The 26,415-nt window shown below is 64.1% G+C and carries 25 protein-coding genes; 15 read left to right on the forward strand and 10 right to left on the reverse strand.

All coding sequences use genetic code 11. The annotated features are described in order from the left end of the window. Positions 1–250: 250 nt before the first annotated feature. From ACP159_RS10920 to ACP159_RS10935, 4 genes are all read right to left on the reverse strand, one after another. The gene (locus tag ACP159_RS10920) at positions 251–808 is read right to left on the reverse strand and encodes a TadE/TadG family type IV pilus assembly protein (RefSeq protein ID WP_425099737.1); all 558 of its coding nucleotides are present in this window, start codon (positions 806–808) and stop codon (positions 251–253) included. Positions 809–814: 6 nt separating this feature from the next. After that, a complete protein-coding gene (locus tag ACP159_RS10925) occupies positions 815–1,354 on the reverse strand; it encodes a TadE/TadG family type IV pilus assembly protein (protein ID WP_425099738.1) in 540 nt (179 codons plus the stop codon). Continuing rightward, positions 1,351–3,258 (reverse strand): pilus assembly protein TadG-related protein, encoded by a 1,908-nt coding sequence (locus ACP159_RS10930; RefSeq protein ID WP_425099739.1) that lies wholly within the window; start codon positions 3,256–3,258, stop codon positions 1,351–1,353. The genes ACP159_RS10925 and ACP159_RS10930 overlap by 4 nt, the downstream gene beginning before the upstream one ends. Positions 3,259–4,218: 960 nt before the next feature. Next, complete coding sequence (locus tag ACP159_RS10935; RefSeq protein ID WP_425099740.1) at positions 4,219–5,655, reverse strand: Glu/Leu/Phe/Val family dehydrogenase; 1,437 nt, start codon at positions 5,653–5,655, stop codon at positions 4,219–4,221. 337 nt (positions 5,656–5,992) lie between these two features. Here ACP159_RS10935 and ACP159_RS10940 point away from each other — a divergent pair, with 337 nt between their 5' ends. From ACP159_RS10940 to ACP159_RS10950, 3 genes are read left to right on the forward strand one after another with little or no spacing between them, the layout of a single operon-like run. Next, complete coding sequence (locus ACP159_RS10940) at positions 5,993–7,813, forward strand: pilus assembly protein TadG-related protein (protein WP_425099741.1); 1,821 nt, start codon at positions 5,993–5,995, stop codon at positions 7,811–7,813. Next, positions 7,810–8,346 carry a TadE/TadG family type IV pilus assembly protein gene (locus ACP159_RS10945; RefSeq protein ID WP_425099743.1) on the forward strand — a complete coding sequence of 179 codons (537 nt, stop codon included), beginning with the start codon at positions 7,810–7,812 and terminating at the stop codon, positions 8,344–8,346. The genes ACP159_RS10940 and ACP159_RS10945 overlap by 4 nt, the downstream gene beginning before the upstream one ends. A gap of 11 nt (positions 8,347–8,357) precedes the next feature. After that, entirely contained in the window at positions 8,358–8,915 is a 558-nt protein-coding gene (locus ACP159_RS10950; protein ID WP_425099744.1) for a TadE/TadG family type IV pilus assembly protein, read from the forward strand. Between the two features lie 50 nt (positions 8,916–8,965). Here the strand turns inward: ACP159_RS10950 and ACP159_RS10955 are convergent, their stop codons facing one another. Beyond that, positions 8,966–9,460: a hypothetical protein gene (locus ACP159_RS10955; RefSeq protein WP_425099745.1), complete on the reverse strand. Its 495-nt coding sequence runs from the start codon at positions 9,458–9,460 to the stop codon at positions 8,966–8,968. A gap of 92 nt (positions 9,461–9,552) precedes the next feature. Between ACP159_RS10955 and ACP159_RS10960 the strand changes: the two genes are divergently transcribed. After that, a complete protein-coding gene (locus ACP159_RS10960) occupies positions 9,553–10,017 on the forward strand; it encodes a methylated-DNA--[protein]-cysteine S-methyltransferase (protein ID WP_425099746.1) in 465 nt (154 codons plus the stop codon). A gap of 46 nt (positions 10,018–10,063) precedes the next feature. Here ACP159_RS10960 and ACP159_RS10965 read toward each other — a convergent pair whose 3' ends face one another. Continuing rightward, positions 10,064–10,897 carry a prephenate dehydratase gene (locus ACP159_RS10965; protein WP_425099747.1) on the reverse strand — a complete coding sequence of 278 codons (834 nt, stop codon included), beginning with the start codon at positions 10,895–10,897 and terminating at the stop codon, positions 10,064–10,066. Positions 10,898–11,020: 123 nt separating this feature from the next. Between ACP159_RS10965 and ACP159_RS10970 the strand changes: the two genes are divergently transcribed. From ACP159_RS10970 to ACP159_RS10990, 5 genes are all read left to right on the forward strand, one after another. Further along, positions 11,021–11,533, forward strand: coding sequence for a c-type cytochrome (locus ACP159_RS10970; RefSeq protein ID WP_425099748.1), 513 nt, complete (start codon positions 11,021–11,023; stop codon positions 11,531–11,533). Between the two features lie 202 nt (positions 11,534–11,735). Then, complete coding sequence (locus ACP159_RS10975) at positions 11,736–13,628, forward strand: extracellular solute-binding protein (protein WP_425099750.1); 1,893 nt, start codon at positions 11,736–11,738, stop codon at positions 13,626–13,628. A 6-nt stretch (positions 13,629–13,634) separates the two neighbouring features. Next, complete coding sequence (locus tag ACP159_RS10980) at positions 13,635–14,708, forward strand: microcin C ABC transporter permease YejB (protein ID WP_425099751.1); 1,074 nt, start codon at positions 13,635–13,637, stop codon at positions 14,706–14,708. Positions 14,709–14,712: 4 nt separating this feature from the next. Next, a complete protein-coding gene (locus tag ACP159_RS10985) occupies positions 14,713–15,906 on the forward strand; it encodes an ABC transporter permease (RefSeq protein ID WP_425099752.1) in 1,194 nt (397 codons plus the stop codon). Next, the gene (locus ACP159_RS10990; protein ID WP_425099753.1) at positions 15,903–17,498 is read left to right on the forward strand and encodes an ABC transporter ATP-binding protein; all 1,596 of its coding nucleotides are present in this window, start codon (positions 15,903–15,905) and stop codon (positions 17,496–17,498) included. Before ACP159_RS10985 ends, ACP159_RS10990 begins: the two co-directional genes overlap by 4 nt. Here ACP159_RS10990 and ACP159_RS10995 read toward each other — a convergent pair. Further along, positions 17,450–18,343: an EamA family transporter gene (locus tag ACP159_RS10995; RefSeq protein ID WP_425099754.1), complete on the reverse strand. Its 894-nt coding sequence runs from the start codon at positions 18,341–18,343 to the stop codon at positions 17,450–17,452. The two genes, ACP159_RS10990 and ACP159_RS10995, sit on opposite strands and share 49 nt — an antisense overlap. Positions 18,344–18,430: 87 nt before the next feature. On the opposite strand from ACP159_RS10995, the gene ACP159_RS11000 reads away from it, so the two are divergent. After that, a complete protein-coding gene (locus ACP159_RS11000) occupies positions 18,431–18,931 on the forward strand; it encodes a MarR family winged helix-turn-helix transcriptional regulator (RefSeq protein WP_425099755.1) in 501 nt (166 codons plus the stop codon). On the opposite strand, the gene hemN is transcribed toward ACP159_RS11000, so the two are convergent. Next, positions 18,920–20,275 (reverse strand): oxygen-independent coproporphyrinogen III oxidase, encoded by a 1,356-nt coding sequence (hemN, locus tag ACP159_RS11005; RefSeq protein ID WP_425099756.1) that lies wholly within the window; start codon positions 20,273–20,275, stop codon positions 18,920–18,922. The two genes, ACP159_RS11000 and hemN, sit on opposite strands and share 12 nt — an antisense overlap. A gap of 62 nt (positions 20,276–20,337) precedes the next feature. On the opposite strand from hemN, the gene fnrL reads away from it, so the two are divergent. Further along, the gene (gene fnrL, locus ACP159_RS11010) at positions 20,338–21,084 is read left to right on the forward strand and encodes a transcriptional regulator FnrL (protein WP_425099757.1); all 747 of its coding nucleotides are present in this window, start codon (positions 20,338–20,340) and stop codon (positions 21,082–21,084) included. Between the two features lie 12 nt (positions 21,085–21,096). Here the strand turns inward: fnrL and ACP159_RS11015 are convergent, their stop codons facing one another. Further along, a complete protein-coding gene (locus tag ACP159_RS11015; protein ID WP_425099759.1) occupies positions 21,097–21,453 on the reverse strand; it encodes a DUF1428 domain-containing protein in 357 nt (118 codons plus the stop codon). Between the two features lie 81 nt (positions 21,454–21,534). Beyond that, on the reverse strand, positions 21,535–22,374 hold the full coding sequence (locus tag ACP159_RS11020) for a universal stress protein (protein ID WP_425099760.1): 840 nt from the start codon (positions 22,372–22,374) through the stop codon (positions 21,535–21,537). A 215-nt stretch (positions 22,375–22,589) separates the two neighbouring features. Between ACP159_RS11020 and ccoN the strand changes: the two genes are divergently transcribed. From ccoN to ccoP, 4 genes are read left to right on the forward strand one after another with little or no spacing between them, the layout of a single operon-like run. Continuing rightward, positions 22,590–24,203 (forward strand): cytochrome-c oxidase, cbb3-type subunit I, encoded by a 1,614-nt coding sequence (gene ccoN / locus ACP159_RS11025; RefSeq protein ID WP_425099762.1) that lies wholly within the window; start codon positions 22,590–22,592, stop codon positions 24,201–24,203. A 14-nt stretch (positions 24,204–24,217) separates the two neighbouring features. Next, a complete protein-coding gene (gene ccoO, locus ACP159_RS11030) occupies positions 24,218–24,946 on the forward strand; it encodes a cytochrome-c oxidase, cbb3-type subunit II (protein WP_425099763.1) in 729 nt (242 codons plus the stop codon). Between the two features lie 11 nt (positions 24,947–24,957). After that, the gene (locus ACP159_RS11035; protein ID WP_425099764.1) at positions 24,958–25,149 is read left to right on the forward strand and encodes a cbb3-type cytochrome c oxidase subunit 3; all 192 of its coding nucleotides are present in this window, start codon (positions 24,958–24,960) and stop codon (positions 25,147–25,149) included. A gap of 12 nt (positions 25,150–25,161) precedes the next feature. Beyond that, positions 25,162–26,043, forward strand: coding sequence for a cytochrome-c oxidase, cbb3-type subunit III (gene ccoP, locus ACP159_RS11040; protein WP_425099765.1), 882 nt, complete (start codon positions 25,162–25,164; stop codon positions 26,041–26,043). The last annotated feature ends 372 nt before the right edge of the window (positions 26,044–26,415 follow it).

Raw genomic sequence — 26,415 nt, forward strand, 5'->3', positions numbered from 1 at the left:
GAAATGGTGCGGCGCAGCGGAAAGACGCCCGACCAACAGACCCCATCCCGGGCCGATGCGCAGGTTGACGAACCTGTCGGGAACCAGGGCCCGGTGAGGCAGGATTTCCGGATGCTCCCAGTCAGGCCACGGCCCGGCTCCCGAAACCGCGCGCCAAACGCGAAACAGGGCCGCCCGTGGCGGCCCTGTCGGCAAGTTCAAGCGTGATGGCGTCTTCCGGTCCGTCTCCGTCAGACCGGAGTCGTCCGCGTCAGGCGTCGCTCCAGGTGATCTTCGGAGCGAAGCGCGGGCGGGTGAAGCCGAAGTTGTAGAACAGACCGGCGGAATTCAGGCCCGGCACCTCGAAGGGCGGCTGATAGTCGGTCTGCGTCTCGACCACGATGATGCGTTCGTTGTCCAGCATGTTCGGCAGATTGTCCGTCAGGTTGGCCAGATCGGACCCGGTCATGGCCGAGAAACCGCCGCGCGTCTTGGACCATTCGACATTATATCCGCCGTCTGCCTGCTTGTACCGCACGAGAGTCACCCGCAGCGAGTAAGGTCCGGCGGAGCGCGTCAGGTAAGCCATGAGATCCACCATGCCATCGAGATAGGCATTATCGATGGGATCGGTCTCCCGCGAGATCGCGTCCGAGATCGTGTAGGCCGCCTTCACGTTCAGGCTCTTGTAGCGGAAGGCGTCATGCAGCGAGAAGGTGGCGGCGAGGATCGTGATCACCAGCGGCACCCAGAGGATCGTTTCGACGGTGACGTTGCCGTCTTCATCCCTGGCGAACCGGCGCAGGTGGGAAAGCATCTTGTTCAGCATCGTCTCTTACCTCGGTTCCTGGACGAAGGCGGAGGTCACGACCAACTGGGCATAGCCTTCCTCGTCCTTGTTCAGTTGCTTGCCAAGCGACGTCGTCGGCAGCATCGGCTTGTACTTCAGGCAGGCGCGGATCAGCATCAGGTCGTTGTCCTGCCCCGGCACGAAGTTGCGCACCGGATGCGGCTCCTGCTCGGCGTTCTGGCAATCGGCGTTCACCGGCGCCGCCGAGAAGTCACGCGGGCTGACCTGCACCATTTCGAGCCGCAGGTTGCTCTCGCACTCGTCGAGGATGGTCGCCTTCTCACAGATCATGGCCCGGACGTCCGCGTAGGTGGGGATGTCGCCGGTGCTCAGGCGGATCTCGCGGGTCGCGAGGTCGAGGCCCCGTTCCAGCATTGCATGACGCAGGTTCATGTAGGCGATCTCGACACCGGCGGCGAGCAACAGGAAGAAGACCGTGAAGTAGACCGCGAATTCGACCGTTGCGTTGCCGTCCTCGTCCCTGCGGAAGCGTCTGGCGAAGCTGTGGATGCTGTTCATGTTCATTGGATCAGCCTCAGGTTGTTGATTTGACGGGCAACCGCATCGAAGGCGTCGTAGATTTCGTCACCGTTGACGTGGAAGTGATGGCTGGGCGAGGATGCGCAGTCGAGCATGTCCTTGGCCGCGGCATTGGTGGTTTCGAAGGCGATGGTGAAGACGGTCACCCCGAGGTCCTTGGCCATCTGGCACTGCTTTTGCAGGTTCGAGATGTTCTTCGACTGCACCGACATGTTGTAGTAGCTGCCGCTGCCCTGATCCTGGAGCGCCACCTCGTTGTTGATGGCCGCTTTCGGGTCGTTCGGACGGAACTGGTCGGTGGTCTGGCCGTCGGTCATGATGACCACGTATTTCTCGGTTTCCTGGTCGTTCCAGTCGATCGGGCGACCCTGGAACCGGGCGTCCACGAGACCGGCTTCGATCAGGTAGCTCACCGCGTCACGGTTGACCGGGTCGAGCAGCGCGAGACCGTACTTGATGCCGTACTGGAGACCCGTGCCGTCGTGCATCCGCATGTTGCCGATGAAGTCCACGAGGCCCTGACGGTCGGACGAGTAGTACTGGACACGGCTGTCCTCGCCCGGGCACCACCCCCAGTCCATGACCGACGCCTCGTAGGGCCAGTAGTTGAAGTGCGGGACATAGTCGCTGGAGAGCGGCATGGCGGTGGTGTCGAACTCGTTGTCGTAGATTTCGACGCAGGAGGACGGCATGTTCACGTTCGTCTTGCCCGAGTTGCCCGGCGAGTCGGCGGTGCCGTCCGGTTCCTGCGTGCTGACCGGGTGCACATACTCGGCGGCCCAGTGGTCGTAGTTGATCGAGCCGTAGGAGAGCTTGCTGCCGGGGATCTTGCCGTTGTGCTTGGTCGGGCCGATGTCGGAGTCCGCGCCGTTCCGGTCACCCTTGACCTGGAAGTAGCGGGCCTTGCCGGAGGAGCCGAGCACCGAGACGCCGAGGAACTGGTTCGGGTCGCTCAGCTTGCTGTCCATGCTGAACATGTAGGCGGCAGCGCCCCGGAAGATGTCGTCCATGTCACGCGAGGCGGTGCCCGGGAAGTCCTTGATCATGTGGGCGCGATCGTAGATGTCGTCACCGTCGGTGTCGAAGTACAGCACGATGCTCGTGACGGCCGAGTCCCAGACCGGGAAGAAGCCGTCGGCGTTGGTGTAGGCCGTGCCATCCTGGCAGGACGGATCGGCGGCACCCTCGTCGGCGTTCTCGGCGTTGTTGTTGCACAGCGAATAGCCCGGTGCATCCTGGTCGCCGTTGCCCCAGCCGTTGTTCTCATGCTTGATCTTCGGGCGTTCGCCGCGGAAATACTCGAACAGCTCGGTGCCCGGGTTCACGTGACCGGCGAAGGGAATGAGGTTCAGCGTGGTCACGCCGTTGCTCTCTTCCGTCATCACCTTGTTCACGAAGGCCTGCGCGGCGGGACGCATGCGGTCCATCCGGTTGTTCCAGCGCATGGAGCCGGAAATATCCAGAACCATGGAGATTTCCACGTTGGAGATCTTCTCCTCGGCGGCGCTGACGGCGGGTGCGGTGAGGGTATCGAAGCCGGACATATGCAGGAAGATGGTGTCCATGACACCCTTGCCCTTCGCCGTGACGGTCCGCGCGTTGGCCGATTCCTCGACCGTCACTTCCGCAACCACCCCGGCCAGCCCGGACTTGTTCATGTAGTCGTTGACGACGCCCACCGGATCCTGCGTCTGGTCGAGGTCCGCTGCGGCCAGCACCGCCCGGTCCATCGAGCTCTGCATCTTGGTCCGCGTGGCCTCGAATCGCATTATGTCCACCGACGCGCCGGTGATGACGAGAAGAAGAATGACCATGAAGACCGAGAAGATCGTCACGTTTCCGTCTTCGTTCTCCTGGAATACGTCGAGATCAGGCAGCATCCGTTTCATATTCGTTCGTCCTTGCGTTCGTCCCCTTACTCGCTGAGGGGTTGAATGGTTAATGAAGTGTGAATGAGACAGGATTTGGGCGCGTTTGCGGCCCAACTGCCCTGATTGCTGGTTTTCAAGCCCCAGAGACGTTGACCTAGCGTCAAGACGCATACTGCTTTCGGATAGGGGCGAGGCCATCCCTGCAGGAGTCGAGAGCAGTCGGACCAGCCCGTTCCACACACGATTCGGCTGCGCGACGCTATGGTTCACGACGGACCACATGTCACCTCGCGGTCGCAGGATGGCCCCGCTTTCGCTCCGGGTCTTACCGCCTCGCGCCGGCCACACATCGGAACCGACACCGGGATCGGTCGTTTGTCCGCCTTCCGCCCCCAAGAAGCACGGGTTCGTCCTGGCGTCGCATCGCATGGCCAGAGTCCCCTTGTTCTTGCTCCCGCCAGCCTGGTGCCGCGGGTCAATTAACACTAGGCAAGGAACTGGACACGAAAGCGTTCAGAAATGTGGCCGCAGTTTGAACTTCCCCCTCAATTTTTCTCAAACGAGGGTGCGATGGCGATGCTCCGCTTCGGCAATCCGGAGGGACAATTGGCCTTCGCCAACCGCGCTCCAGCCGGGCATCGCCGGGCACAGAAAGCCCGTAATCCCCTGAAAATCATTGTGTTTCGCAAGGGTGCCTGGCTTCACCCGCTTGCGGAACAGGGGCGGCGGAGCCCTGCGGCGGCTCTGCCAGACGCCGCTGCGGTCCGCCGCGGCACACCCTTGACGGGTCCGGGACGCCAAAATGGCGTCTCCCGCATGGGTTGAAACTTCTTCGTAAGGTTGAGTGCGGGTCCGGGGACCGGGCGGTCGGTCGCGGCAGTCACCTTGCCAGAAAGACCTTAAGGAAAAGGAAAACGGCGCCGGAGGCCTTTACCCCCGGCGCCGCCGTGCCGCAAATGACCGGACGACAGGCCCTCGCTACAGGCCCTTTGCGCGGTAGCTGGCGGCGACCCGCTCGATGGCGACGATATAGGCGGCGGTGCGCAGGTCGCGAACCTCTGGCCGGCCGTGCCAGACCGCGCGCATCGCCTGATAGGCAATGCGCATCGTGTCATCGAGCCCGGACCGCACCAGTTCGAGCTCGTCGGCCCCGCGCAGGTATCGCTCCTTGAACCTGGGGGACATGCTCCAGGTGTCGCCCATCGCGGCGTCCAGCCGCTCCAGCTCGTCCACCACCAACTGGTGCCGCGCCTCTTCCTGCCGCCGCTGCATCCGTCCGAAACGGATGTGGCTGAGGTTCTTGACCCATTCGAAATAGGATACGGTCACGCCCCCGGCGTTGGCATACATGTCCGGTATGATGACGACGCCCCGGTCGCGCAGGATCTCGTCCGCCCCGGCGGTGATCGGCCCGTTGGCGGCCTCGATGATGAGCGGCGCCTTTATGGAATGGGCGTTGCTCAGGTTGATGACCCCTTCCAGCGCGGCGGGAATGAGAATGTCGCACTCGGCTTCCAGCAGGCTCGCACCCTTCGCGAGGTGGCGGGTCTCGGGATAGCCGGTCACGCCGCCGTGCCGGACGATCCAGTCCCGCACCGCCTCGACGTCCAGACCGTTCTCATCGTGCAGGGCACCGTCATGTTCGATGATGCCAGTGATGATCGCGCCATCCTCCTCGCTCAGGAACTTCGCGGCGTGGTAGCCGACGTTGCCAAGCCCCTGCACGATGACCCGCTTGCCCTCCAGCGTGCCCGAGAGCCCCGCCGCCGCCTTGTCCTCCGGATAGCGGAAGAACTCGCGCAGGGCGTATTGCACCCCGCGCCCCGTCGCCTCCACCCGGCCGGAGATACCCCCGGCATTCAGCGGCTTGCCGGTGACGCAGGCGCGGGCGTTGATGTCGGTGGTGTTCATCCGGGCGTACTGGTCGGAGATCCAGGCCATCTCGCGCTCGCCCGTTCCCATGTCGGGCGCGGGCACGTTCTGCGACGGGTGGATCAGCGAGCGTTTCACCAGTTCATAGGCAAAGCGGCGGGTGATCTGCTCCAGCTCGCGCTCGTCGTATTCGCGCGGGTCGATGCACAGCCCGCCCTTGGAGCCGCCGAAAGGCGCCTCCACCAACGCACATTTATATGTCATCAGCGCCGCCAGCGCCTCAACCTCGTCCTGGTTAACGGCGAGGGCATAGCGGATGCCGCCCTTGACCGGCTCCATGTGCTCGGAATGCACCGAGCGATAGCCGGTGAAGGTGTGGATCTTGCCGCGCAGGCGCACGCCGAAACGCACCGTGTAGGTAGCGTTGCACACGCGGATCTTCTCTTCCAGACCTGGCGGCAGGTCCATCAGGGCTACAGCCCTGTTGTACATGAGATCGACAGACTGTCGAAATGTCGGTTCATTCAGTGGAACTGCACACATGCCGGGCCTCCTCCCGCGCGGGCAGGCCGTCCCGTTTGCGGTGTCCGGCCCCGCGCCTTGCTGTTGCACAGCGACCCTACCCCGGCTTGGCCCGGGACCCAACCACCTTTTCGCCCCATTCACCCCCTGATTCTGCGTCCGAAAATCGGCGCCTTGGTGAACTGTGAAGAATGGCGAAACAGTGACCCTCATGCGGGCCTCACTGTCGATGCGAACCCTTAAAAATAGGGGCAATTGCTATTCAAATCGCCCCATTTTGGCCCGGATTTCCAAGCATAACCGGCGCATCGCACTGTGTTCCAGCGTACCCGGTCTGCTCCGGGGGGAAGGTAACGAAATGAAAATGGTATCGCACGCGCTGTCCGGCCTGAACGCCCCTGTCCGCTACGGGACCCAATCGGCGACCGGCGGATGGCTTGGCCGGTTCCGGGCCGAAGAAGTCGGCAGCATGTCCTATTTCGCCGTGGCGGGCGCGCTCGTCATGATGGTCTTCGGCGGCATCGGGATCGACATGATCCATGCCGAACTGAAGCGCAACAAGGTTCAGAATACGCTGGACCGCGCCGTACTTGCCGCCGCCAACGTCAAGAACGAGATGGACCCCGCCGATACGGTCGAGGCCTATTTCGCCGCGATGAACATGACCGACGCCTTGCAGAACGTCGAAGTCTCGCAGGACATGAACAACCGCCGGGTCAAGGCCGATGGCCTCGTGACCATGCCGTCGCACCTGATGGGCCTGATCGGCGTCGACTCGATGCAGGCCGCCGGCACTGCCACCGCGCTGAACGGCATCGGCAACGTCGAGATCTCGCTGGTGCTCGACATTTCCAACTCGATGAACGCGGGCGCATCCGGCACGCCGAAGATCGACCAGCTCAAGGAGGCGGCAAAGTCCTTCGTCGATACGCTGCTGCCCGCCGACGCCGTCGATCCGCTGGTCTCGATCTCGATCGTTCCCTACAATGCGACGGTCAACCTCGGACCGGACCTGGCCTCTTATTTCAACCTCGAGGACGCGCATCCGTTCTCGCACTGCGTGACCTTCCACGCGGCCGACTACAGCTCGACCCAGGTCGATACGATCAGCCAGCTGGACCAGATTGCCCACTTCGATCCCTACGACGGCCATGTCGCCACCGAGGACCCCTGGTGCCCGACCGGCAACCGGGCGCGCATCCTGCCGCACAGCTCCGATCCGGAACTGCTGAAGGCGGAGATCGACGGGCTTGTTGCCAACGGCAACACCGCCATCGACCTCGGCGTGAAGTGGGGGGCCTCGCTGCTCGACCCGTCGGCGCGCCCGATCCTCGACAGCATGATCAGTGCCGGACAGATGGCCGCGCCCGCGACACCGCGCCCGGCGGCCTTCGATGACACGGAGACGATGAAATTCATCGTGGTGATGACCGACGGTCAGAACACTTCGCAGTTCGATCTCAAGGACAACCGCAAGTACGGTTTCTCCAACGTCTGGGTCGACGACCACGGCACGGCGGACATGTCCGACGACCGGTATTCGATCCGCGTGGTCGACAACCCGGGCAACACCTCCGACGTGTTCCTTTGGACCCATCTGAAAAACAGCGATCCGAACAATGCGTTCAAGACTTCGATCTACAGCTGGGCGCTGAACGATCCGCTCTATCAGATCGTCAGCCAGACGACATCCCAGCTGTTCAACGGCAAGGCAAACCCGTCCGCCTCCGCCCTGACCAACGCCAACTGCAACGCGTCCTTCAAGACCTGCGATGTCGCCGATGCCTTCCCGTTCACCCAGGGCGGCGGCCCGCGCCGGATGACCAACGCCGAGCTCTATGCCCGGATGGGCACCGCCGGGCTCGCCAACACCTACTACTGGTTCGCCTACACCAAGGGCCGCATCAGCTACGACACCTACCTCGACGCCTATTATTCCTACGAGGAAATCCAGAACGGGGCCACTGCGGACGCCTACCTGTCCAACGTCTGCGGCGCCGCCAAGAACAACGGTGTGGTGATCTACGCCATCGGCGTCGAGGCACCGCCGGCTGGCCTGGCCGCGATGAGCGACTGCGCCACCTCCCCGGCCCATTACTACGACGTGCAGGGCAGCGAGTTGAACCAGACCTTCGCCGCCATCGCCCGTACCCTCCAGACCCTGAGGCTGATCCAATGATTACGCGTGTAAAGAATGCCCTCGCCCGTTTCCGGAAGGACGAGACCGGCTCCATGGTCGTTCCCTTCGCCCTCTGGACCCCTGTGTTTCTCGGCCTGATCCTGTCCGCCATCGAACTCGGCACCGTCACCATCCGCCAGACGGCGCTGGAACGGGCCCTCGATGACACCGTTCGCGACCTGCGCCTCGACGCCGGTGTCGTAGGCACCCACGACGAGCTGAAGGCCAAGATCTGCCAGACCGCCGCCGTGCTGCCCGCCTGCACCGAGATGCTGCGCCTCGAACTGGTGCGCCTCGACATGCGCAACTGGCAGGCCCCGCAGGCCAAGGCCGACTGCGTCGACACCAGCGAGCAGATCAACCCGGTGCGCGGCTTCTACAAGGGCGGCGAGCAGGAGATGATGATGATCCGCGCCTGCTACAAGTACCAGCCGATCACCCCGGCGGGCACCCTGAGCTCCAGCCTTGCCACGGACGCCGCGGGCTATACCGCGATCGTCTCCACCACCGCCTTCGTCAACGAACCGAGCTGAGGAGAGGACCCATGGACCGTTTCAACCCCTTCCACCTTCTCCGCCGCTTCCGCCGCGAACAGGACGGCTACGTGACGCTCGAAGCGATCATCGTGATGCCCGTGCTGCTGTGGATCTTCGCCGCCTGCTGGGTCTACTTCGACGCGTTCCGCCAGCAATCGGTGAACCAGAAGGCCAACTTCGTGATTTCCGACATGCTCTCCCGCGAGACCAAGGAAATAGACGCCACCTATGTCGACAGCACCTTCGAGTTGCTCAAGGTCCTGACGCAGGCGAATGCCGACGGCACCGCGCTGCGCCTGACACTCGTGGAATACGACGAGACCGCCGGCGCGTGGAACTTCCTGTGGTCCGAGGCGCGCGGCGACATGGCCGCCCTGGCCGCCGGTGACATGAGCGGCTATCAGGACCGCCTGCCGATTGCCCTCGAAGGCGACCAGCTGATCCTCGTGGAGACCTGGGACGATCACAACCCGGTGTTCAAGATCGGCCTCGATGCCTTCACGATCACGTCCTACAGCTTCACCCGCCCGCGCTATGCGCCGAAGATGGTGATCGCCGGGCTGTGACCTGACCTTGATCGCGTGACATCCTGTGCCCCCGGACCCCGGTCCGGGGGTCAGTCGTTTGCGCGGTCCGGATCGTCCCGCTGCACCAGCCTGAGCGTCATGATGTCGGCAACGGGCTTGGTCACCCCGCCGGACGTCACGCCACCGATGGCGAGCCGCTTGCCGGTCCGCCACCACAGCCCCGGCCGCCAGGCGCGGGGCATCGGCTCTTTCAGCAGCACGAGAAACCCGTTCGAGGGTTTCATGGCAAACGGCGAGCGGTCGACCTTGGCGATATTGTCGAACCGGGCGAGCACCGTGCCATTCTCCTCGAACAGCCCCTCCTCGGTGAGAACGAGCACGACGCCGGTGGCCTTCCACATCCGCTCCGAGCCCCAGAGCGCTCCAAGCCCGGCGAGGATCAGCACCCCCTGCCACAGCACGCTGTCCATCGGCGTCGCGAGCCCAAGATAGAGCAGCAAGGCGCCCAGTCCCATCAACGCGCCTACCCCGATCATCCGCCGCCCCGCCGAAGCGCCGATGCGTCCGAGTTCGTTCTGCTCCATGGTCGTCCCCTTTGTGGTCTGCCTTGCCTTTACAGCGACAGCGCGCGAGTTTGAAACCGCTTCCTGCATGATGACCCTGCAAATCCTGCCCGATGGAGCCCGACGTGCCCGAACGATCCTTCGAAACGCCTTTCGGCACGCTCACCTTGACGGAAACTGACGGTGCCATCGTCCGGCTGCGCTGGGGCGCGGGGATGGTGGAGGACACGCCACTCCTGCGCGAGGCGGAAGCGCAGATACTGGCCTACTGCGCCGGGGAGCGCGAGGATTTCGATTTGCCGCTCCGGGTGCAGGGGAGTGCCTTCCAGCGCGACGTCTGCGCCGCAATGTCCGCGATTCCCTTTGGCGAGACCCGGCGCTATGGCGATCTGGCAAAGGACCTCGGCGTGCCCGCGCAGGCCATAGGTCAGGCCTGCGGCGGCAACCCGATCCCGGTCATCATCCCCTGTCACCGGGTGCTCGGGGCGAACGGGCTCGGCGGGTTCTCCGGCGGCACGGGAATCGAAACCAAGGTGCAGCTGCTGCGTCACGAAGGCGCGGCCTCGCTGCTGATCTGAACAGTCGCGGCGCGGCGCCCCGGTCAGTCGCGGCGCGGCGCCCCGATCAATCGCGGCGCGGATCGCGGGGATAGACGCCGAGGATCTCCAGCATGGAGGTGAAGTAATCCAGCTCCTCCAGCGCCCGCTTGACACCCGGATCTTCCGGATGGCCCTCGATGTCCGCATAGAACTGCGTCGCGGTGAAGGACCCGCCGACCATGTAGCTTTCTAGCTTGGTCATGTTCACGCCGTTGGTCGCAAAGCCGCCCATCGCCTTGTAGAGCGCCGCCGGAATGTTGCGCACCTGAAACACGAAGGTGGTCATCATGCCATGCTCGCCGCGACGCGCGTGATCGGCCTTCTTGCCCATGATGAGAAAGCGCGTGGTGTTGTGGGCGTGGTCCTCGATGTGCCGCGCGAGGATGTTCAGCCCGTGTGTCTTCGCCGCCATGTCGGAGGCCAGCACGCCCTCGTCCCGCTTCTGCGAGATCGCCAATTCCGCCGCCGCGCCCGCGCTGTCCGCCGCCGCCTCGCCCTTGATCCCGTACTGCGACAGGAAGCTCGCCGCCTGCGGCAGGAGCACCAGGTGCGCGCGCACCTTCTTCAGCTCCTCGATCTGCACCCCCGGCAGGGCCATCAGCGATATGTGCACCCGGACAAACGCCTCGTCGACGATCCGAAGCCCGCTCTCCGGCAGCAGCCGGTGGATGTCGGCGACCCGGCCGTAGGTGGTGTTCTCCACCGGCAGCATGGCTAGCTCCGCCACGCCGGTCTTCACCGCCGCGATCACATCCTCGAAGGTCTTGCAGGGCAACGGGTCCATGTCCGGCCGCGCCTCGGCACAGGCCTGGTGGGAGTAGGCGCCAAGTTCACCCTGAAATGCGATTTTTCCGGACATGCCCCCGTACCCCTTCTCAAAAACCCGGCCCCGGGCGATTGGTCGCGGCTTCTATACCTTGCCATGTGCGAAGGGAAGCCGTAGATACCCGCCGAACCGAGTTTCAGACGAACAGGGCTTCTCATGCTTGATACGATGACAGCTACCAAAATCGTGGGCGGTGTCTGCGGCACATTCCTGGTGTTCCTGCTGGGGAAATGGGGCGGCGAAGTGCTGTTCCACACCGGCGGCGGCCATGGCGGTGAGCAGATGGCAGCCTATGTGATCGAAGTCGAAGACAGCGGCTCCGCCGAGCCCGAGGCCGAGGTGGACTTCGCCACCCTGCTCGCCTCCGCCGATCCCGCCAAGGGCGAGAAGGTCTTCGGCAAGTGCAAGGCCTGCCACAAGGTCGACGGCACCAACGCCACCGGCCCGCATCTCGACGGTGTCGTCGGCCGCGCGATCGACGCCGTGGACGGCTTCAACTACTCCGGCGCGCTGCTCCAGGTGGGCGACGTCTGGTCGCCGGAGAACCTGAACCACTTCCTGACGGATACCAAGGCCGCCGCGCCGGGCACCGCCATGAGCTTCAAAGGACTGCCGAAGGCAGAGGATCGCGCCGACGTGATCGCCTACCTCCAGACGCTCGGCGGCTGACCGTCCGAACCGGATGAGACATTCGAGGGCTGCCCCGTCAGGGTGCAGCCCTTTTTCTTGCCGATTTCCGCAAACCCGCTTGCCTCTCACGAACCCGACAGCCACTCTCACGTTTACGCAATCTCAACTTGATCAATGCAAGGCTAGCACCAATAACTTGGTTAACAGGCCGAAAACGGACCGCAACGTAAGGGGAGAGCACATGCAGCGCACCGCAGCCCGAACCCAGAGCCTCGCTCTGCCATCCCGCACCAGGATGACCGGCCTCGCCCTCGGGGCGCTGATGCTGGCGTTCGCGGCAACCTCCGCCTTTGCGCAGGATGTCATCCGGTCCCACGGCGTCTCGACCTTCGGCAACCTCAAGTATGACGCGGGCTTCACGCATTTCGACTACGTCAACCCGGACGCGCCCAAGGGCGGCGAGTTCTCGACCTGGGCCTTCGGGACCTTCGACAGCCTGACGCCCTATATCCTCAAGGGCAACGCGGCGGCGGGCGCGTCGGTTTTCTTCGACAGCCTGATGACCGGCAACCTCGAGGAACCGGACGCCATGTACGGCCTCGTGGCCGAAAGCCTCGAATACCCCGAAGACCGCTCCTGGGTGATCTTCCACATGCGCCCGGAGGCGATGTTCTCCGACGGCACCCCGGTTCGGGCACAGGACGTGGCGTTTTCCTACAATATCCTGAAGGACAAGGGCCGCCCCTCCTTCAAGACCACCTTCCAGTATTTCACCGGCGTTGAGGTGATCGACGATCACACGGTCAAGTTCACCTTCGATCCCGAAGGACCGCTGCGCGAATTGCTCATGACCGCGGGCGGCATTCCGATCCTGTCGGAGAAATACTACGAAACCGTGGATTTCACCGAGAGCAGCTTGACACCCCCGGTCGGCTCCGGGCCTTACCTGCTCGAAGACGTGAAGCCGGGGTCCTCCGTGACCTACCGACTCCGCGACGACTACTGGGCGAAGGACCTGCCGGTGAACCGCGGTCAGAACAACTTCGAGACCATCCGGTTCGAGTATTACGCCGACTACACGACCGCGCTCGAAGCCTTCAAGGGCGGCGCCTACCTGTTCCGCGAGGAGTACACCTCGAAGGACTGGGCCACGGCCTATGACTTCCCGGCCATCGAAGAAGGCTACGTGATCAAGGAAACCCTGACCGATGGCCGCCCGGCGGGCACGCAGGGCTTCTGGTTCAACCTGCGCCGCGACAAGTTCAAGGATCCGCGCGTGCGCGAGGCCATCGGCATGGCGTTCAACTTCGAATGGTCGAATGAATCGCTGTTCTACGGCCTCTACCAGCGCACGGACAGCTTCTGGGAGAACTCTCCGACGCTCGAGGCCACCGGCATGCCATCGGAGGCGGAACTCGCCATCCTCGAGCCGCTGCGCGAGTATTTCCCCGAAACCGTCTTCACCGAACCCGCCTTCGTTCCGGCGGAATCGGATGCCGCCGACCTCGCGGACCGCCGCCAGCTGCGCCGGGCCGGCAAACTGCTGGAGGACGCCGGCTGGATCGTCGGCGACGACGGCATCCGCTACAAGGACGGCAAGAAGCTGACCGTCGAAATCCTCAACGACGCGCCCGGCTTTGACCGGATCATCAACCCCTATATCGAAAACCTGCGCCGTCTCGGCGTCGATGCGGTACACAACCGGGTCGACAATGCCGAAAGCCAGGAGCGCGAGAAGAACTTCGATTACGATATGGTCACCCAGCGGTTTGCCATGTCGCAGACCCCCGGCGACGAACTCCAGCAGATCTTCGGCTCCGCCTCCGTCAACACGCCCGGCTCGGTCAACGTGGCGGGCCTCTCCAACGAGGGTGTGGACAAGCTGATCCGCATCATCGCCGACGCCAAGTCGCGCGAAGAGCTGGATACCGCCGTCAAGGCGCTCGACCGGGTGTTGCGCGCCATGCATATCTGGGTGCCGCAATGGGCCAAGGGTGTTCACAACATCGCCTACCGCGATGTCTTTGACCGCCCCTACACCGACAATCCGCCCCCGCTGTCGATGGGCGAGTCGTCGATCTGGTGGTGGGACGAGCAAAAGGCGCAGCGCCTGCGCGACGCCGGAGCGCTTTAATCCGCCATGGGCGCCTATATCCTTCGCCGACTGCTGCTCATCATCCCGACTCTGATCGGGATCATGGTCATCAACTTCGCCCTCGTGCAGTTCGTCCCCGGCGGGCCGATCGAGCAGATCATCGCCCAGATCGAGGGCGAGGGCGACGTCTTTCAGGGTATCGCGGGCGGCGGCGGCGAGGTGGCCGCCGTGGGCGAGGACGGCGTCGGCCGCCGTGGCCTGCCGCCGGATTTCATCGCCCAGCTGGAAAAGGAATTCGGCTTCGACAAGCCGCCGCTCGAACGCTTCCTGAACATGATGTGGAACTACATGACGCTGGACTTCGGCGAGAGTTACTTCCGCTCGATCTCCGTCATCGACCTCGTGATCGAGAAAATGCCAGTCTCCATCAGCCTCGGCCTGTGGTCCACGCTGATCGCCTATATCATCTCGATCCCGCTCGGCATCCGCAAGGCGGTGAAGGACGGCTCCAGCTTCGACACATGGACCTCCGGCGCCATCATCGTCGCCTACGCCATCCCCGGCTTCCTCTTCGCCATCCTGCTTTTGGTGCTTTTCGCGGGCGGCAGCTACTGGCAGATCTTTCCGCTGCGCGGCCTGACCTCCGACAATTGGAGCGAGCTCGGTTTCTTCGGCAAGATCACCGATTACATCTGGCACATCGCCCTGCCAGTGATCGCCTCCACCATTTCGGCCTTTGCTACGCTGACCCTGCTGACCAAGAACAGCTTTCTCGACGAGATCAAGAAGCACTACGTCATGACCGCCCGCGCCAAGGGGCTGAACGAGCGGCAGGTGCTCTACGGCCATGTCTTCCGCAATGCCATGCTGATCGTCATCGCGGGTTTCCCGGCGGTGTTCATCGGCGTGTTCTTCTCCGGCTCGCTCATCATCGAGACGATCTTCTCGCTCGATGGCCTCGGACGGCTCGGTTTCGAGGCGGCGGTGGCGCGGGACTACCCGGTGATCTTCGGCACGCTGTTCATCTTCGGCCTGATCGGTCTCGTGGTGAACATCCTGTCGGACCTGATGTATGTCTTCGTCGATCCGCGCATCGACTTCGAAAAGCGGGAGGGCTGAGACCATGGCGCTGCAACCCGATCCCGATCACGACGGCATTCAGCCGCAGCCCGAACCAGGTGCCGGTCCGATCCCGGAAACCCGGGGCCGCTTCACCCTGTCGCCGCTGAACCAGCGCCGCTGGCGCAACTTCCGGCGCAATGGGCGGGCGTTCTGGTCGCTGTGGATTTTCCTCGTGTTCTTTGTTCTTTCGTTGTTCGCGGAGTTCATCGCCAACGACAAGCCGATCCTCGTCAACTATCGCGGCGAGTATTACACGCCGATCTTCAACTTCTACCCGGAGACCGAGTTCGGCGGCGACTTCCGGACCGAGGCCGCCTACCGCGACCCGGAAGTGCGCTGCCTGATCCGCACCGGCGGCATCGAGGACTGTTTCGACGATCCCGACACGCTGCTGGAGGCTGTCGACAACGGCGAAACGCTGGAGGGCGATTTCCGGAAAGGCTGGATGCTCTGGCCGCTGATCCCCTACAGCTACACCACCCCGGTGGACCGCCCCGGCGCCGCCCCCCTGCCCCCGAACGGACAGAACTGGCTCGGCACCGATGACACGAAGCGCGACGTGCTGGCACGGGTGATCTACGGCTTCCGCCTATCCATTCTGTTCACCCTGATCGTCACCGTCTGCGCCTCGATCATCGGCATCATCGCCGGGGCGCTGCAGGGCTTCTTCGGCGGCTGGCTCGACCTGATCTTCCAGCGGCTGATCGAGATCTGGGGCGCAACCCCTTCGATCTATGTCATCATCATCCTCTTCGCGATCCTCGGGCGCAGCTTCTGGCTTCTGGTGATCCTCTCCATCCTCTTCGGCTGGACCGCCCTCGTCGGCGTCGTCCGGGCGGAATTCCTGCGAGCAAGGAACCTCGAATACGTCCGCGCCGCCCGCGCTCTGGGGGTCAGTAACTGGACCATCATGTTCCGCCACATGCTGCCCAACGCCATGGTGGCGACGCTGACCATGCTGCCGTTCATCGTGACCGGCACCATCAGCGCCCTCGCCGGCCTCGATTTCCTCGGCTTCGGCCTGCCCTCCTCGGCGCCCTCGCTCGGGGAACTCACGCTTCAGGCCAAGCAGAACCTGCAGGCTCCCTGGCTCGCCTTCACCGCCTTCACCGTGTTTGCGGTGATGCTCTCCCTGCTCGTCTTCATCTTCGAAGGCGTGCGCGATGCCTTCGACCCCCGGAAGACCTTCACATGAGCGCAATTCTTCAGGTGAAGGACCTCAAGGTCTCCTTCCGTCAGGATGGCCGGAGCACCATGGCCGTGAAGGGTGTCAGCTTCGACATCCAGCGCGGCGAAACCGTGGCGCTGGTCGGCGAGTCCGGCTCGGGCAAATCGGTCACCGCCCTCTCCACCGTCTCCCTGCTGGGCGATGCCGCGCAGGTCGAGGGATCGGTGATCTACGAAGGGCAGGAGATGATCGGCGCGTCCGACAAGCTCCTGCGCAAGGTCCGGGGCAATGACATCAGCTTCATCTTCCAGGAGCCGATGACCTCGCTCAACCCCCTGCACACGCTGGAAAAGCAGCTGGGCGAGAGCCTGCTGCTGCATCAGGGCCTGACCGGGGCGAAGGCGCGCGCGCGGATCATCGACCTGCTGACCAAGGTGGGCATCCGCGATCCGGAATCGCGCCTCTCCGCTTACCCGCACCAGCTCTCCGGCGGGCAGCGGCAGCGGGTGATGATCGCCATGGCGCTGGCCAACGGCCCGGACCTTCTGATCGCCGACGAGCCGACCACCGCGCTCGACGTCACCATTCAGGCCCAAATCCTGCAACTGCTGGCGGAGCTAAAGCAGGCCGAACAGATGAGCCTGCTTTTCATCACCCATGACCTCACCATCGTGCGCAAGTTCGCGGACCGGGTCTGCGTGATGAAGAACGGCGAGATCGTCGAACAGGGGCCGACGGCGGAGATTTTCGGCAATCCGCAGCACCCCTACACGCAGATGCTTTTGTCTGCGGAGAGCACCGGCCTGCCCGAGCCGGTTCCGGAGGGCGCGGAGGAGATCGCGCGGACGGACCACCTGAAGATCTGGTTCCCGATCCAGCAAGGGCTTCTCAAACGCACGGTGGGCTACGTCAAGGCGGTCAATGACGCGACAATGATGGTCCGCGCCGGGGAAACCGTCGGCATCGTGGGCGAAAGCGGCTCGGGCAAGACCACGCTGGCGCTTGCCATCATGCGGCTGATCCAGTCGGAGGGCGGCATCCATTTCCGGGGCGAGGACGTGCGGCAATGGCCGACCCGGCAGCTGCGGCGGCTGCGCTCGGAAATGCAGATCGTCTTTCAGGACCCCTTCGGCTCCCTCTCCCCCCGCATGACCTGCGAGCAGATCATTGCGGAGGGGCTTGGCGTGCACGGCTCCCCCGATGGCCGGCCGGCGCGGGAGTTGGTGACGGAGGTGATGACGGAGGTTGGCCTCGATCCGGCGACGATGCACCGTTATCCGCACGAATTCTCCGGCGGCCAGCGCCAGCGCATCGCCATCGCCCGCGCCATGGTGCTGCGGCCGCGCCTCGTGGTGCTGGACGAGCCGACCAGTGCACTCGACATGACCGTGCAGGTGCAGATCGTCGATCTGTTGCGCAAACTTCAAGCGAAGTACAACCTCGCTTACCTGTTCATCAGCCATGACCTGAAGGTCGTGCGGGCGATGAGCCACAAGGTCATCGTGATGAAACAGGGCGACGTGGTGGAAAGCGGCGACGCAGCGGATGTCTTTGCCAATCCGCAGGACCCCTACACCCGCGCCCTGTTCAATGCCGCGTTCCTCGAGCCAGTGGGCTGAGGGCGGTTTGCCCTCTGCCCCGCCCAGACCGAGCCGAGCACCAGCGCCGCGCCGAGCATCTGTAGCGGCGTGAGCGCCTGCCCGAGGATCACCCAGCCGAGCAGCACCGCCGAGAGCGGACTGAGGAAACCGAGCGCCGCGACAGCGGAGGGACCCAGGCGGGAGATGCCGCGGAAGAAGGCCCAATAAGCCAACGCGCCCCCGGCGGTGCCGAGCCACAGCAAACCGAGCACGCCGCGCGTGTCCATCACCGGCAGGCGCGGGTCGACGATGAGCGCCATCGGCACCAGCAGGATCCCCCCCGCCGTGAGTTGCCAGGCTGTGAAGGTCAGCGGCGGCACCGGCGGCTGCCAGCGCCGCGTCAGGACAGTGCCCGCCGCCATGGACACCGCGCCGACCAGCGCGGCGGCAATGCCGATCCAGTCGAAGGCCGCGCCGGGGCCGAGGATCAGCATCCCGACACCGATCAACCCCATGAGCGCCGCCGAAGCCGCCGCCCAGGTCAGCGGTGCGTTGATCCAGAGCCACGCCAGCAGCAGCACGATCAGCGGCTGCACCGCGCCGAGCGTCGCCGCGACGCCGCCCGGAAGGCGATAGGCCGCGGCAAAGAGGCAGGCAAAGAAGATCGCGAAGTTGAGTGCGCCCAGCACGAAAACCCGCCCGATCCAGTCCCGCCCCGGCAAGGCCCGGGTGAGCGCCAGCAGGATCAGCCCCGCTGGCAACGCCCGAAGCGCCGCGACGGTCAGCGTCGGCGCGCCGGGCAGCAGTTCGGTGCTGACGATATAGGTCGCGCCCCAGGCGGCGGGCGCGAGGGCCGTGAGCAGGATGTCCCGGTTGCGTGTCATGGGGCGGTCTCCTTCGATGGATTTATCTTGACGTCAAGATACTCTCATTTATCTTGACGTCAAGATTAAACTCCCTACCCTGCCGCCATGGACGATGTCGACCGCATTCTGGAGCAATGGCGCCGCGAGCGTCCGGACCTTGACGTGGCCCCCATGGGCTTGATCGGGCGGCTGTCGCGGCTTGCCGCCGCGCTGCGGGCAGCCCATGAACAAGTGTTCGAGAAACACGGGCTGAGCGCCGCCGGTTTCGACGTGCTTGCCACGCTGCGCCGCGCCGGCCCGCCTCACGCGCTCGACATCAAGTCGCTGCTGGCCTCGACCATGGTGACCTCGGGGACCATGACCAACCGTCTGGACAAGCTGGAAAAAGCCGGGCTGCTGGAGCGCAGGCCGAACCCGGAGGACGGGCGCGGCTTCATCGTGGCGCTGACCGACAAGGGTTTTGATCTGATCGACGTGGCGGTGGCCGATCACGTCGCCAACCAGCACCGCCTGGTCGAAGGGCTGCGCGGCGGCGAACGCACCGCGCTCACCGCCTTGCTGAAGACATGGGGAAAGGCGCTGGAGGACCGGGCTTCAGATCGCTGAGGAATGCCCGGCCTTGCTCAGGTCATAGGCATCGAAGGCCCGCGCCACCAGCCGGGTCAGCGGCCGCACCTTTTCAGGGATCGTCAGGCCATCCTCGTCAACCACGAGCAGCGAGTCGAACTGTGCATTCGCCTCCCGCAGCATGGCCATCAAGGCCGTCCGGGAGATGGAGAAATCGCGCAGGATCTCCGCCACGTCGACGCGGAAATCGCACATGACCATCTCGATCAGGCGGCTGCGGAGCAGGTCGTCGCCCTGGAAGACATGGCCGCGCGTGGTCGCGAAGCGCCCGTCGCGGATCGCCGTTGTATGCGCCCCGGTTGCCGGGGCATTCTGCGCAAACCCTTGCGGGAAGCGGGAAATCGACGAAGCGCCGATACCGATCAGGGCAGAGGCCGTATCGTCCGTATACCCCTGGAAATTGCGCCGCAGCCTGCCGACCTTCCTGGCGATGGCGAGGCCATCCGAAGGCTGCGCGAAGTGGTCGATGCCGATTTCCTCGTACCCGTCCCAAAGGAACAGCCGCTGCGCCACCTCGAACAGCGCGAGCCGCTCCGTCGGAGTGGGCAGCGCCTCGGAGGGGATCAACTGCTGGCGCTTGGCCATCCAGGGCACATGCGCATAGCCGTAGAGCGCGACGCGATCGGGGTTGAAGCTCAGCAGCTTCTGCACCGTCTCCGTGATCTTCGCCGCCGACTGATGCGGCAGGCCGAAAAGGATGTCGGCATTGAGGCTGCGCACGCCGCGCTCGCGGATCATCTCGACCGCCTGCTTGGTGATCTCGAACCCCTGCGGGCGGCCGATGGTTTCCTGTATCTGCGGGTCGAAGTCCTGCACGCCGATCGACGCCCGGTTCATGCCGCCCGCCGCCAGCACGTCCAGCCGCGCGCCATCAATCTCGTTCGGGTCGATCTCCACCGAAAACTCGGCGTTTTCGGAAAAATCCGCGACCGAACGGATGGCGTCTATCAGCGCCTTCATCATCTCGGGAGAGAGCAGCGTCGGGGTCCCTCCGCCCCAATGCAGGCGCGACATTTTCACGCCCCGTGGCAGATGGCGGCGCAGCAGTTTCAACTCCGCCTTGAGCGTCTGCACATAGGCCTCGACGGGGCTGAGCGTGGCCGTGCCCTGCGTGCGGCAAGCGCAGAACCAGCACAGCCTGCGGCAGAAAGGCACGTGCAAATAAAGGGAAATTTCCCCATCTTGGGGAAGAGACTCGATCCATCCGGCGAACGTGTCCGGACCGACCCCGCCTGCGAAATGTGGCGCTGTCGGATAAGACGTGTACCGCGGTACTTTCGCGTCGAAGAGGCCCAGCCGGGCGAGTTGTGTTCGCGTATCCATGCGCGTAGACTTAAGACGCCGGGAGGCACGGGACATTGACCCAGATCAAGACGAGGACGCCAATGCTGAACGAACGCAGTCTCGCGACGACGCAACAGTGTGACAGTTGCCCGATCCGTCACCGCGCCGTTTGTGCCCGTTGCGAGACGGACGAGCTCGAGCGTCTCGAAGAGATCAAGTATTACCGCAAGTTCGAAGCCGGCCAGACCGTGATCTGGTCCGGCGACCGCATGGAATTCGTCGGCTCCGTGGTGTCCGGCATCGCCACGCTGACCCAGACCATGGAGGACGGCCGGACCCAGATGGTGGGCCTGCTGCTGCCGTCCGATTTCGTCGGTCGTCCGGGGCGCGAGACGGCGGCCTATGACGTGGTGGCGACCACCGACCTGGTGATGTGCTGTTTCCGCAAGTCGCCGTTCGAGGACATGATGGGCCGGACGCCGCATATCGCGCAACGCCTTCTGGAAATGACGCTGGACGAGCTCGACGCGGCGCGGGAGTGGATGCTGGTGCTGGGGCGCAAGACGGCGCGGGAAAAGATCGCCTCCCTGCTGTCGATCATCGCCCGCCGCGACGCGACGCTGAAGCTCAAGGGTTCCGACGGGCCGCTGGTGTTCGACCTGCCGCTGACGCGGGAGGCCATGGCCGATTACCTCGGCCTGACGCTGGAGACGGTCTCGCGGCAGATCTCCGCGCTGAAGAAGGATGGCGTGATCGAACTGGAGGGCAAGCGGCACGTGACCATCCCGGACATGGGCCGCCTGCTGGAAGAGGCCGGAGACGACGCCGACGGCGGGGTCTTTGCCTGACCCCTCAGGCCGTCACGCGCCGAAACTGATCAGCGTATCGAAGTTGCCGAAGATCATGCGCTTGCCGTCGAAGGGCATGGTCATGGCCTGCTGCCAGCGCGGATCGGTCTGCATGGAGCCCCAGCAGGCATCGGCGGCGGCCTTGTCCGGCCAGATGATCCAGGAAAACACGATCTTCTCGCCGTCCTGACGCTTGACCGCCATCGGGAAGGACGTGACCTCGCCATCCGGGACATCCTCTTCCCAGTTCTCGACCATGGCGACGGCGCCGTAATCCTTGAACAGCGGCCAGGACGCCTTGGCCATTTCCAGATAGGCGTCCTTGTTCGCTTCCGGCACGGCGGCCAGAAAGCCCGATACATATGACATGACGATTCTCCCGTTTCGCGTATGCAGCTTACAGGAGAATCGCGGAGTCCCTCCAAAAAATGCGGACCGCCTGCCGCTGGATCAGTGCGCCATGAAGACGGTGATGTTGGCCCGCTCCAGCATGTTGCGCGTCGCCCCGCCGAGGATCGCCTCGCGGAAGCGCGAATGGCCGTAGGCGCCCATGACCACCATGTCGGCATCCACGTCGGTCGCATGCCGCATCAGCACGTCGGACACGCGGGGCATGGTCTTGGACAGCACGTCGATCTCCGCCTTCACGCCGTGGCGCGTCAGGAACTGCGAGACCATGCCGCCCGGGTCGGAGCGGTTCGGGCCGTGCTGCGGCGGGTCGATGACCACCACATGCACGATGTCCGCCTGTTTCAGCACCGGCAGGGCGGCGCGGATCGCCCGCAGCGCCTCGGGACTCTCGTTCCAGCCGATCACGATGCGCTTCGGCGCGGTGGGGGTGTCGACGTCATCCGGGCAGACCACCACGGGCACCTGCCCCTCGAACAGCGCGCCTTCGACCACCGGCTCGAGCTCCACGCCATGGCCATCGCCATAGGGCTTGGGCAGCACCACGAGGTCCGCGAACCGCGCCCGCGATGCCACATGGCGGCCGATGTCGGCGAGCTGCGCGACGCCATGCTCGACGGACCAGCGCAGATCGTATTGTTTCATCAGGTCTTTCACCTGCGTCGCCAGCGCCTCTCCCTCGGCGGTGGCGCGTGACAGGGTTTCCTGCAGCACCATGGCGTTGGCCCCGGCGTAATAATATCCCGTCTGGGTCCGGTCGACGCCGAAACAGAGGATATCCAGATGGGCATCCGCCCCTCCGGCCACCGCCGCGGCATGGGCCACGGTGCTCCGGGCAAGATCGGGATCTGTGACAACCGTCAGAATGGTCTTGTAGCTCATGGCACGTCCTCGCGTTTGCCCCGGCACGAAACCGGGTTCCCTTTTTGCACGCTAACGCGGCGCAGATCGCCGCACTTTGACACGCATCAAGAGCCGCGTCGCAATCCATTGATGCAGATCAAGGTTAGGTTCACCCGAACATCGCACAACCCCGTCAGTCTAATAACCGCCTGCGCGGAACGCGAATCGTGCAGGGACAGACGAAGGGACGAAACATGTCAAACTACATCAAGCTTGTCGCGCTTGGTCTGGTGGCGATCTTTGCGATGGTCGGCACCAATTACGCGCGCGACCTTGCTTACCAGGTCCACGCCTTCCTGATCTTGCTGATCGCGGGTGGCCTGTTCATCTGGACGCTGCGCAATACCGACGAAGACACCGCGGCGGTCCATCCGCAAAACGAATACATGGACGGCGTGATCCGCGCCGGCGTGATCGCAACCGCCTTCTGGGGCGTCGTCGGCTTCCTGGTCGGCACCTTCATCGCCTTCCAGCTGGCCTTCCCGGTGCTCAACTTCGACTGGGCGCAGGGCTTTGCCAACTTCGGGCGCCTGCGGCCGCTGCACACCTCGGCGGTGATCTTCGCCTTCGGCGGCAACGCCCTGATCGCCACCTCCTTCTACGTGGTCCAGCGCACCTCCGCCGCCCGCCTCTGGGGCGGCAACCTCGCCTGGTTCGTGTTCTGGGGCTATCAGCTGGTGATCGTGCTCGCCGCGACCGGCTACCTGCTCGGCTCGACCCACGGCAAGGAATACGCGGAACCCGAATGGTACGTCGATCTCTGGCTGACCATCGTCTGGCTCGCCTATCTGGCGGTCTTCGTCGGCACGATCGTGAAGCGCAAGGAGCCGCACATCTACGTGGCGAACTGGTTCTTCCTGTCGTTCATCCTGACCGTGGCCATGCTGCACGTCTTCAACAACATCGCCATCCCGGTCTCCATCTGGGGCTCGAAGTCGGTGCAGGTGTTCTCCGGCGTGCAGGACGCCATGGTGCAGTGGTGGTACGGCCACAACGCCGTGGGCTTCTTCCTGACCGCGGGCTTCCTCGGCATGATGTACTACTTCATCCCCAAGCAGGCCGAGCGCCCGGTGTTCTCCTACAAGCTGTCGATCATCCACTTCTGGGCGCTGATCTTCCTTTACATCTGGGCCGGCCCGCACCACCTGCATTACACCGCGCTGCCGGACTGGGCCTCGACCCTCGGCATGGTGTTCTCCGTGGTGCTCTGGATGCCGTCCTGGGGTGGCATGATCAACGGTCTGATGACGCTCTCCGGCGCATGGGACAAGCTCCGCACGGACCCGGTCATCCGGATGATGGTGATTTCCGTCGGCTTCTACGGCATGTCCACCTTCGAAGGTCCGATGATGTCGATCCGCGCGGTCAACTCGCTGTCGCACTACACCGACTGGACCATCGGTCACGTCCACTCCGGCGCGCTTGGCTGGAACGGCATGATCACCTTCGGCGCACTCTACTACCTCGTGCCGAAACTGTGGAACCGCGAGCGCCTGTACAGCCTGAGCCTCGTCTCCTGGCACTTCTGGCTCGCCACCATCGGCATCGTCTTCTACGCCGCCTCCATGTGGGTGACCGGCATCATGGAAGGCCTGATGTGGCGTGAAGTGGATGCCAACGGCTTCCTCGTGAACTCCTTCGCCGACACCGTGGGCGCGAAGTTCCCGATGTATGTTGTCCGTGGCCTCGGGGGCGTCCTGTTCCTGTCGGGTGCGCTCATCATGTGCTACAACTTGTGGATGACCGCGCGTCGGGCCCCGGCTGTCGAAGCCGATGCCGCCGCCGCTCACGCCACTCCGGCCGAATAAGGAGGACCGGACACATGGCAATTCTTGAAAAACACGCAATCTTGGAAAAGAACGTCACGCTGCTGGCCATCTTCGCCTTCCTGGTGGTGACCATCGGCGGGCTCGTCCAGATCGTGCCGCTCTTCTACCTCGACAACACCATCGAGGACGTGGAAGGCATGCGCCCCTATACCCCGCTCGAAATGGCGGGCCGGGAGATCTACCTGCGCGAAGGCTGCTATGTCTGCCACAGCCAGATGATCCGCCCGATGCGCGATGAGGTGGAGCGGTATGGGCACTACAGCCTCGCCGCAGAGTCGCAATACGACCACCCGTTCCAGTGGGGCTCCAAGCGGACGGGGCCGGACCTCGCCCGCGTCGGCAACCGCTACTCGGACGAATGGCACGTCGACCACCTGCGCAACCCGCAATCGGTGGTGCCGGAGTCGGTCATGCCAAAGTACGGCTTCCTCGAAGCCAAGCTGATCGACGGCGAGTACATTGCTGACCTGATGTCGACGCACAAGTTTATCGGCACGCCCTACACGGACGAGATGATCGAAGCCGCCCAGGCCGACTTCGCTGCACAGGCGGACCCGGACAGCGACTACGACGGTCTGCTCGAACGCTACGGCGAGAAGGTGAACGTGCGCAACTTCGACGGCCAGCCGGGGGTCTCCGAGGCCGACGCGCTAATCGCCTACCTGCAGATGCTGGGCACGCTGGTCGACTTCTCGACCTTCACGCCCGACGCAAGCCGGTAAGGGAGGGAGAGATGGAACACTATTCCTTCCTGCGTGAACTCGCCGACAGCTGGGCGCTGCTGGGCATGTTCGCCTTCTTCACGGCCATCGTGATCTGGGCCCTGCGGCCCGGCTCCACGACCGTCCATGACGACATCGCGAACATCCCGTTCCGCCACGATGATCGCCCTGCGCCGTTCAGCGCAGACAAACCCGCCGAATAAGGAGGTCGGGACATGAGTGACAAGAAAAACGACAATCTCGACTACGAGACGACGGGACACAGCTGGGACGGCATCCAGGAGTACAACAAGCCGCTGCCGAAGTGGTGGCTGTACACCTTCTATGCCTGCATCGTCTGGGGCATCGGCTACACCATCGCCTACCCGGCCTGGCCGCTGGTGAACTCGGCAACTGCCGGTGTGCTGGGCTACTCCACCCGCGGCGAAGTCGCCGAGGAGATTGCACGGGTCGAGGAAAGCAACGCCGCGATCAACGAAAAGCTCGCCTCCGTCGAGCTGACCGCCATCGCAGACGATCCGGAGCTGAACACCTATGCGCAGAACGCCGGGGCCGCCGTGTTCAAGACCTGGTGCGCCCAGTGTCACGGCGCGGGTGCGAACGGGGCGAAGGGCTATCCGAACCTGCTCGACGACGACTGGCTCTGGGGTGGCTCCATCGAGGCCATCCACACCACGATCACCGTCGGCGTGCGTCAGCCCTCCGACGAGGATTGGGTGCGCCAGTCGCAGATGCCCGCCTTCGGCCGCGACGAGCTGCTCGAAGAGGAGCAGATCACCCAGGTGGTCAACTACGTGATGACCCTCTCGGGCGGCGAGCCGAACGACGCCTCTCTGGTCGAGGCGGGCGCCACGGTCTTCGCCGACAACTGCGCCTCCTGCCATGGCGAGGACGGCGGCGGCGACCGCGCCCAGGGCGCGCCGCGTCTCAATGACCCGATCACGCTCTATGGCGACGACTACGACACGCTGATGGAGACGGTGCACAACGCCCGCTACGGCGTCATGCCGAACTGGAACGAGCGCCTGTCCGAAGCCGAGATTCGCGCCGTGGCAACCTATGTCCACGGTCTCGGCGGCGGCGAAGCCTCCGAATAACGCCAGACGTCCCTTCGCATTGGCGAGACGGGCCGGAGGACACTCCGGCCCGTTTTTCATGCGCGGATGGATGGAGGCGCTCACCCCTGGACGCACGACGGAACCGGACTCTTTCAAAGAGTCCGGACCGATTTCTTTTCAAGAAATCGGGGTGTTGGCCCAAACGCCCTACGGCAGCGCAACCCTCTCTCACAGGCCCGGGCCCACCCGTGAAAACATGCATCCAAAATAACATTCAAAAAACCGCGTATAAACGCGCTCAACTTGATTTGCATCAATGCCGCGTACCGACGAAACGGCGAAACTCGGAACATAGATCGGGGCCCTCCCCCCGGTCACTCGAAAACCCCGCTCACAAGGCTGGGGCCTGAC

The sequence above is a fragment of the Tropicibacter sp. S64 genome (assembly GCF_049803835.1).
GTDB lineage: Bacteria > Pseudomonadota > Alphaproteobacteria > Rhodobacterales > Rhodobacteraceae > Pacificoceanicola.

Coding starts and splice junctions, on each gene's coding strand:
- ACP159_RS10980 (WP_425099751.1), top strand. CDS start 13,635: ATGGGCGCCTATATCCTTCGCCGACTGCTGCTCATCATCCCGACTCTG.
- ACP159_RS10925 (WP_425099738.1), bottom strand. CDS start 1,354: ATGAACATGAACAGCATCCACAGCTTCGCCAGACGCTTCCGCAGGGAC.
- ACP159_RS10945 (WP_425099743.1), top strand. CDS start 7,810: ATGATTACGCGTGTAAAGAATGCCCTCGCCCGTTTCCGGAAGGACGAG.
- ACP159_RS10990 (WP_425099753.1), top strand. CDS start 15,903: ATGAGCGCAATTCTTCAGGTGAAGGACCTCAAGGTCTCCTTCCGTCAG.
- ACP159_RS10985 (WP_425099752.1), top strand. CDS start 14,713: ATGGCGCTGCAACCCGATCCCGATCACGACGGCATTCAGCCGCAGCCC.
- hemN (WP_425099756.1), bottom strand. CDS start 20,275: ATGGATACGCGAACACAACTCGCCCGGCTGGGCCTCTTCGACGCGAAA.
- ACP159_RS11000 (WP_425099755.1), top strand. CDS start 18,431: ATGGACGATGTCGACCGCATTCTGGAGCAATGGCGCCGCGAGCGTCCG.
- ACP159_RS10935 (WP_425099740.1), bottom strand. CDS start 5,655: ATGTGTGCAGTTCCACTGAATGAACCGACATTTCGACAGTCTGTCGAT.
- ACP159_RS11020 (WP_425099760.1), bottom strand. CDS start 22,374: ATGAGCTACAAGACCATTCTGACGGTTGTCACAGATCCCGATCTTGCC.
- ACP159_RS10965 (WP_425099747.1), bottom strand. CDS start 10,897: ATGTCCGGAAAAATCGCATTTCAGGGTGAACTTGGCGCCTACTCCCAC.
- ACP159_RS10975 (WP_425099750.1), top strand. CDS start 11,736: ATGCAGCGCACCGCAGCCCGAACCCAGAGCCTCGCTCTGCCATCCCGC.
- ACP159_RS10930 (WP_425099739.1), bottom strand. CDS start 3,258: ATGAAACGGATGCTGCCTGATCTCGACGTATTCCAGGAGAACGAAGAC.
- ccoP (WP_425099765.1), top strand. CDS start 25,162: ATGAGTGACAAGAAAAACGACAATCTCGACTACGAGACGACGGGACAC.
- ccoN (WP_425099762.1), top strand. CDS start 22,590: ATGTCAAACTACATCAAGCTTGTCGCGCTTGGTCTGGTGGCGATCTTT.
- ACP159_RS10940 (WP_425099741.1), top strand. CDS start 5,993: ATGAAAATGGTATCGCACGCGCTGTCCGGCCTGAACGCCCCTGTCCGC.
- ACP159_RS10955 (WP_425099745.1), bottom strand. CDS start 9,460: ATGGAGCAGAACGAACTCGGACGCATCGGCGCTTCGGCGGGGCGGCGG.
- ACP159_RS11035 (WP_425099764.1), top strand. CDS start 24,958: ATGGAACACTATTCCTTCCTGCGTGAACTCGCCGACAGCTGGGCGCTG.
- ACP159_RS11015 (WP_425099759.1), bottom strand. CDS start 21,453: ATGTCATATGTATCGGGCTTTCTGGCCGCCGTGCCGGAAGCGAACAAG.
- fnrL (WP_425099757.1), top strand. CDS start 20,338: ATGCTGAACGAACGCAGTCTCGCGACGACGCAACAGTGTGACAGTTGC.
- ACP159_RS10960 (WP_425099746.1), top strand. CDS start 9,553: ATGGAGCCCGACGTGCCCGAACGATCCTTCGAAACGCCTTTCGGCACG.
- ACP159_RS10920 (WP_425099737.1), bottom strand. CDS start 808: ATGCTGAACAAGATGCTTTCCCACCTGCGCCGGTTCGCCAGGGATGAA.
- ACP159_RS10970 (WP_425099748.1), top strand. CDS start 11,021: ATGCTTGATACGATGACAGCTACCAAAATCGTGGGCGGTGTCTGCGGC.
- ACP159_RS10995 (WP_425099754.1), bottom strand. CDS start 18,343: ATGACACGCAACCGGGACATCCTGCTCACGGCCCTCGCGCCCGCCGCC.
- ccoO (WP_425099763.1), top strand. CDS start 24,218: ATGGCAATTCTTGAAAAACACGCAATCTTGGAAAAGAACGTCACGCTG.
- ACP159_RS10950 (WP_425099744.1), top strand. CDS start 8,358: ATGGACCGTTTCAACCCCTTCCACCTTCTCCGCCGCTTCCGCCGCGAA.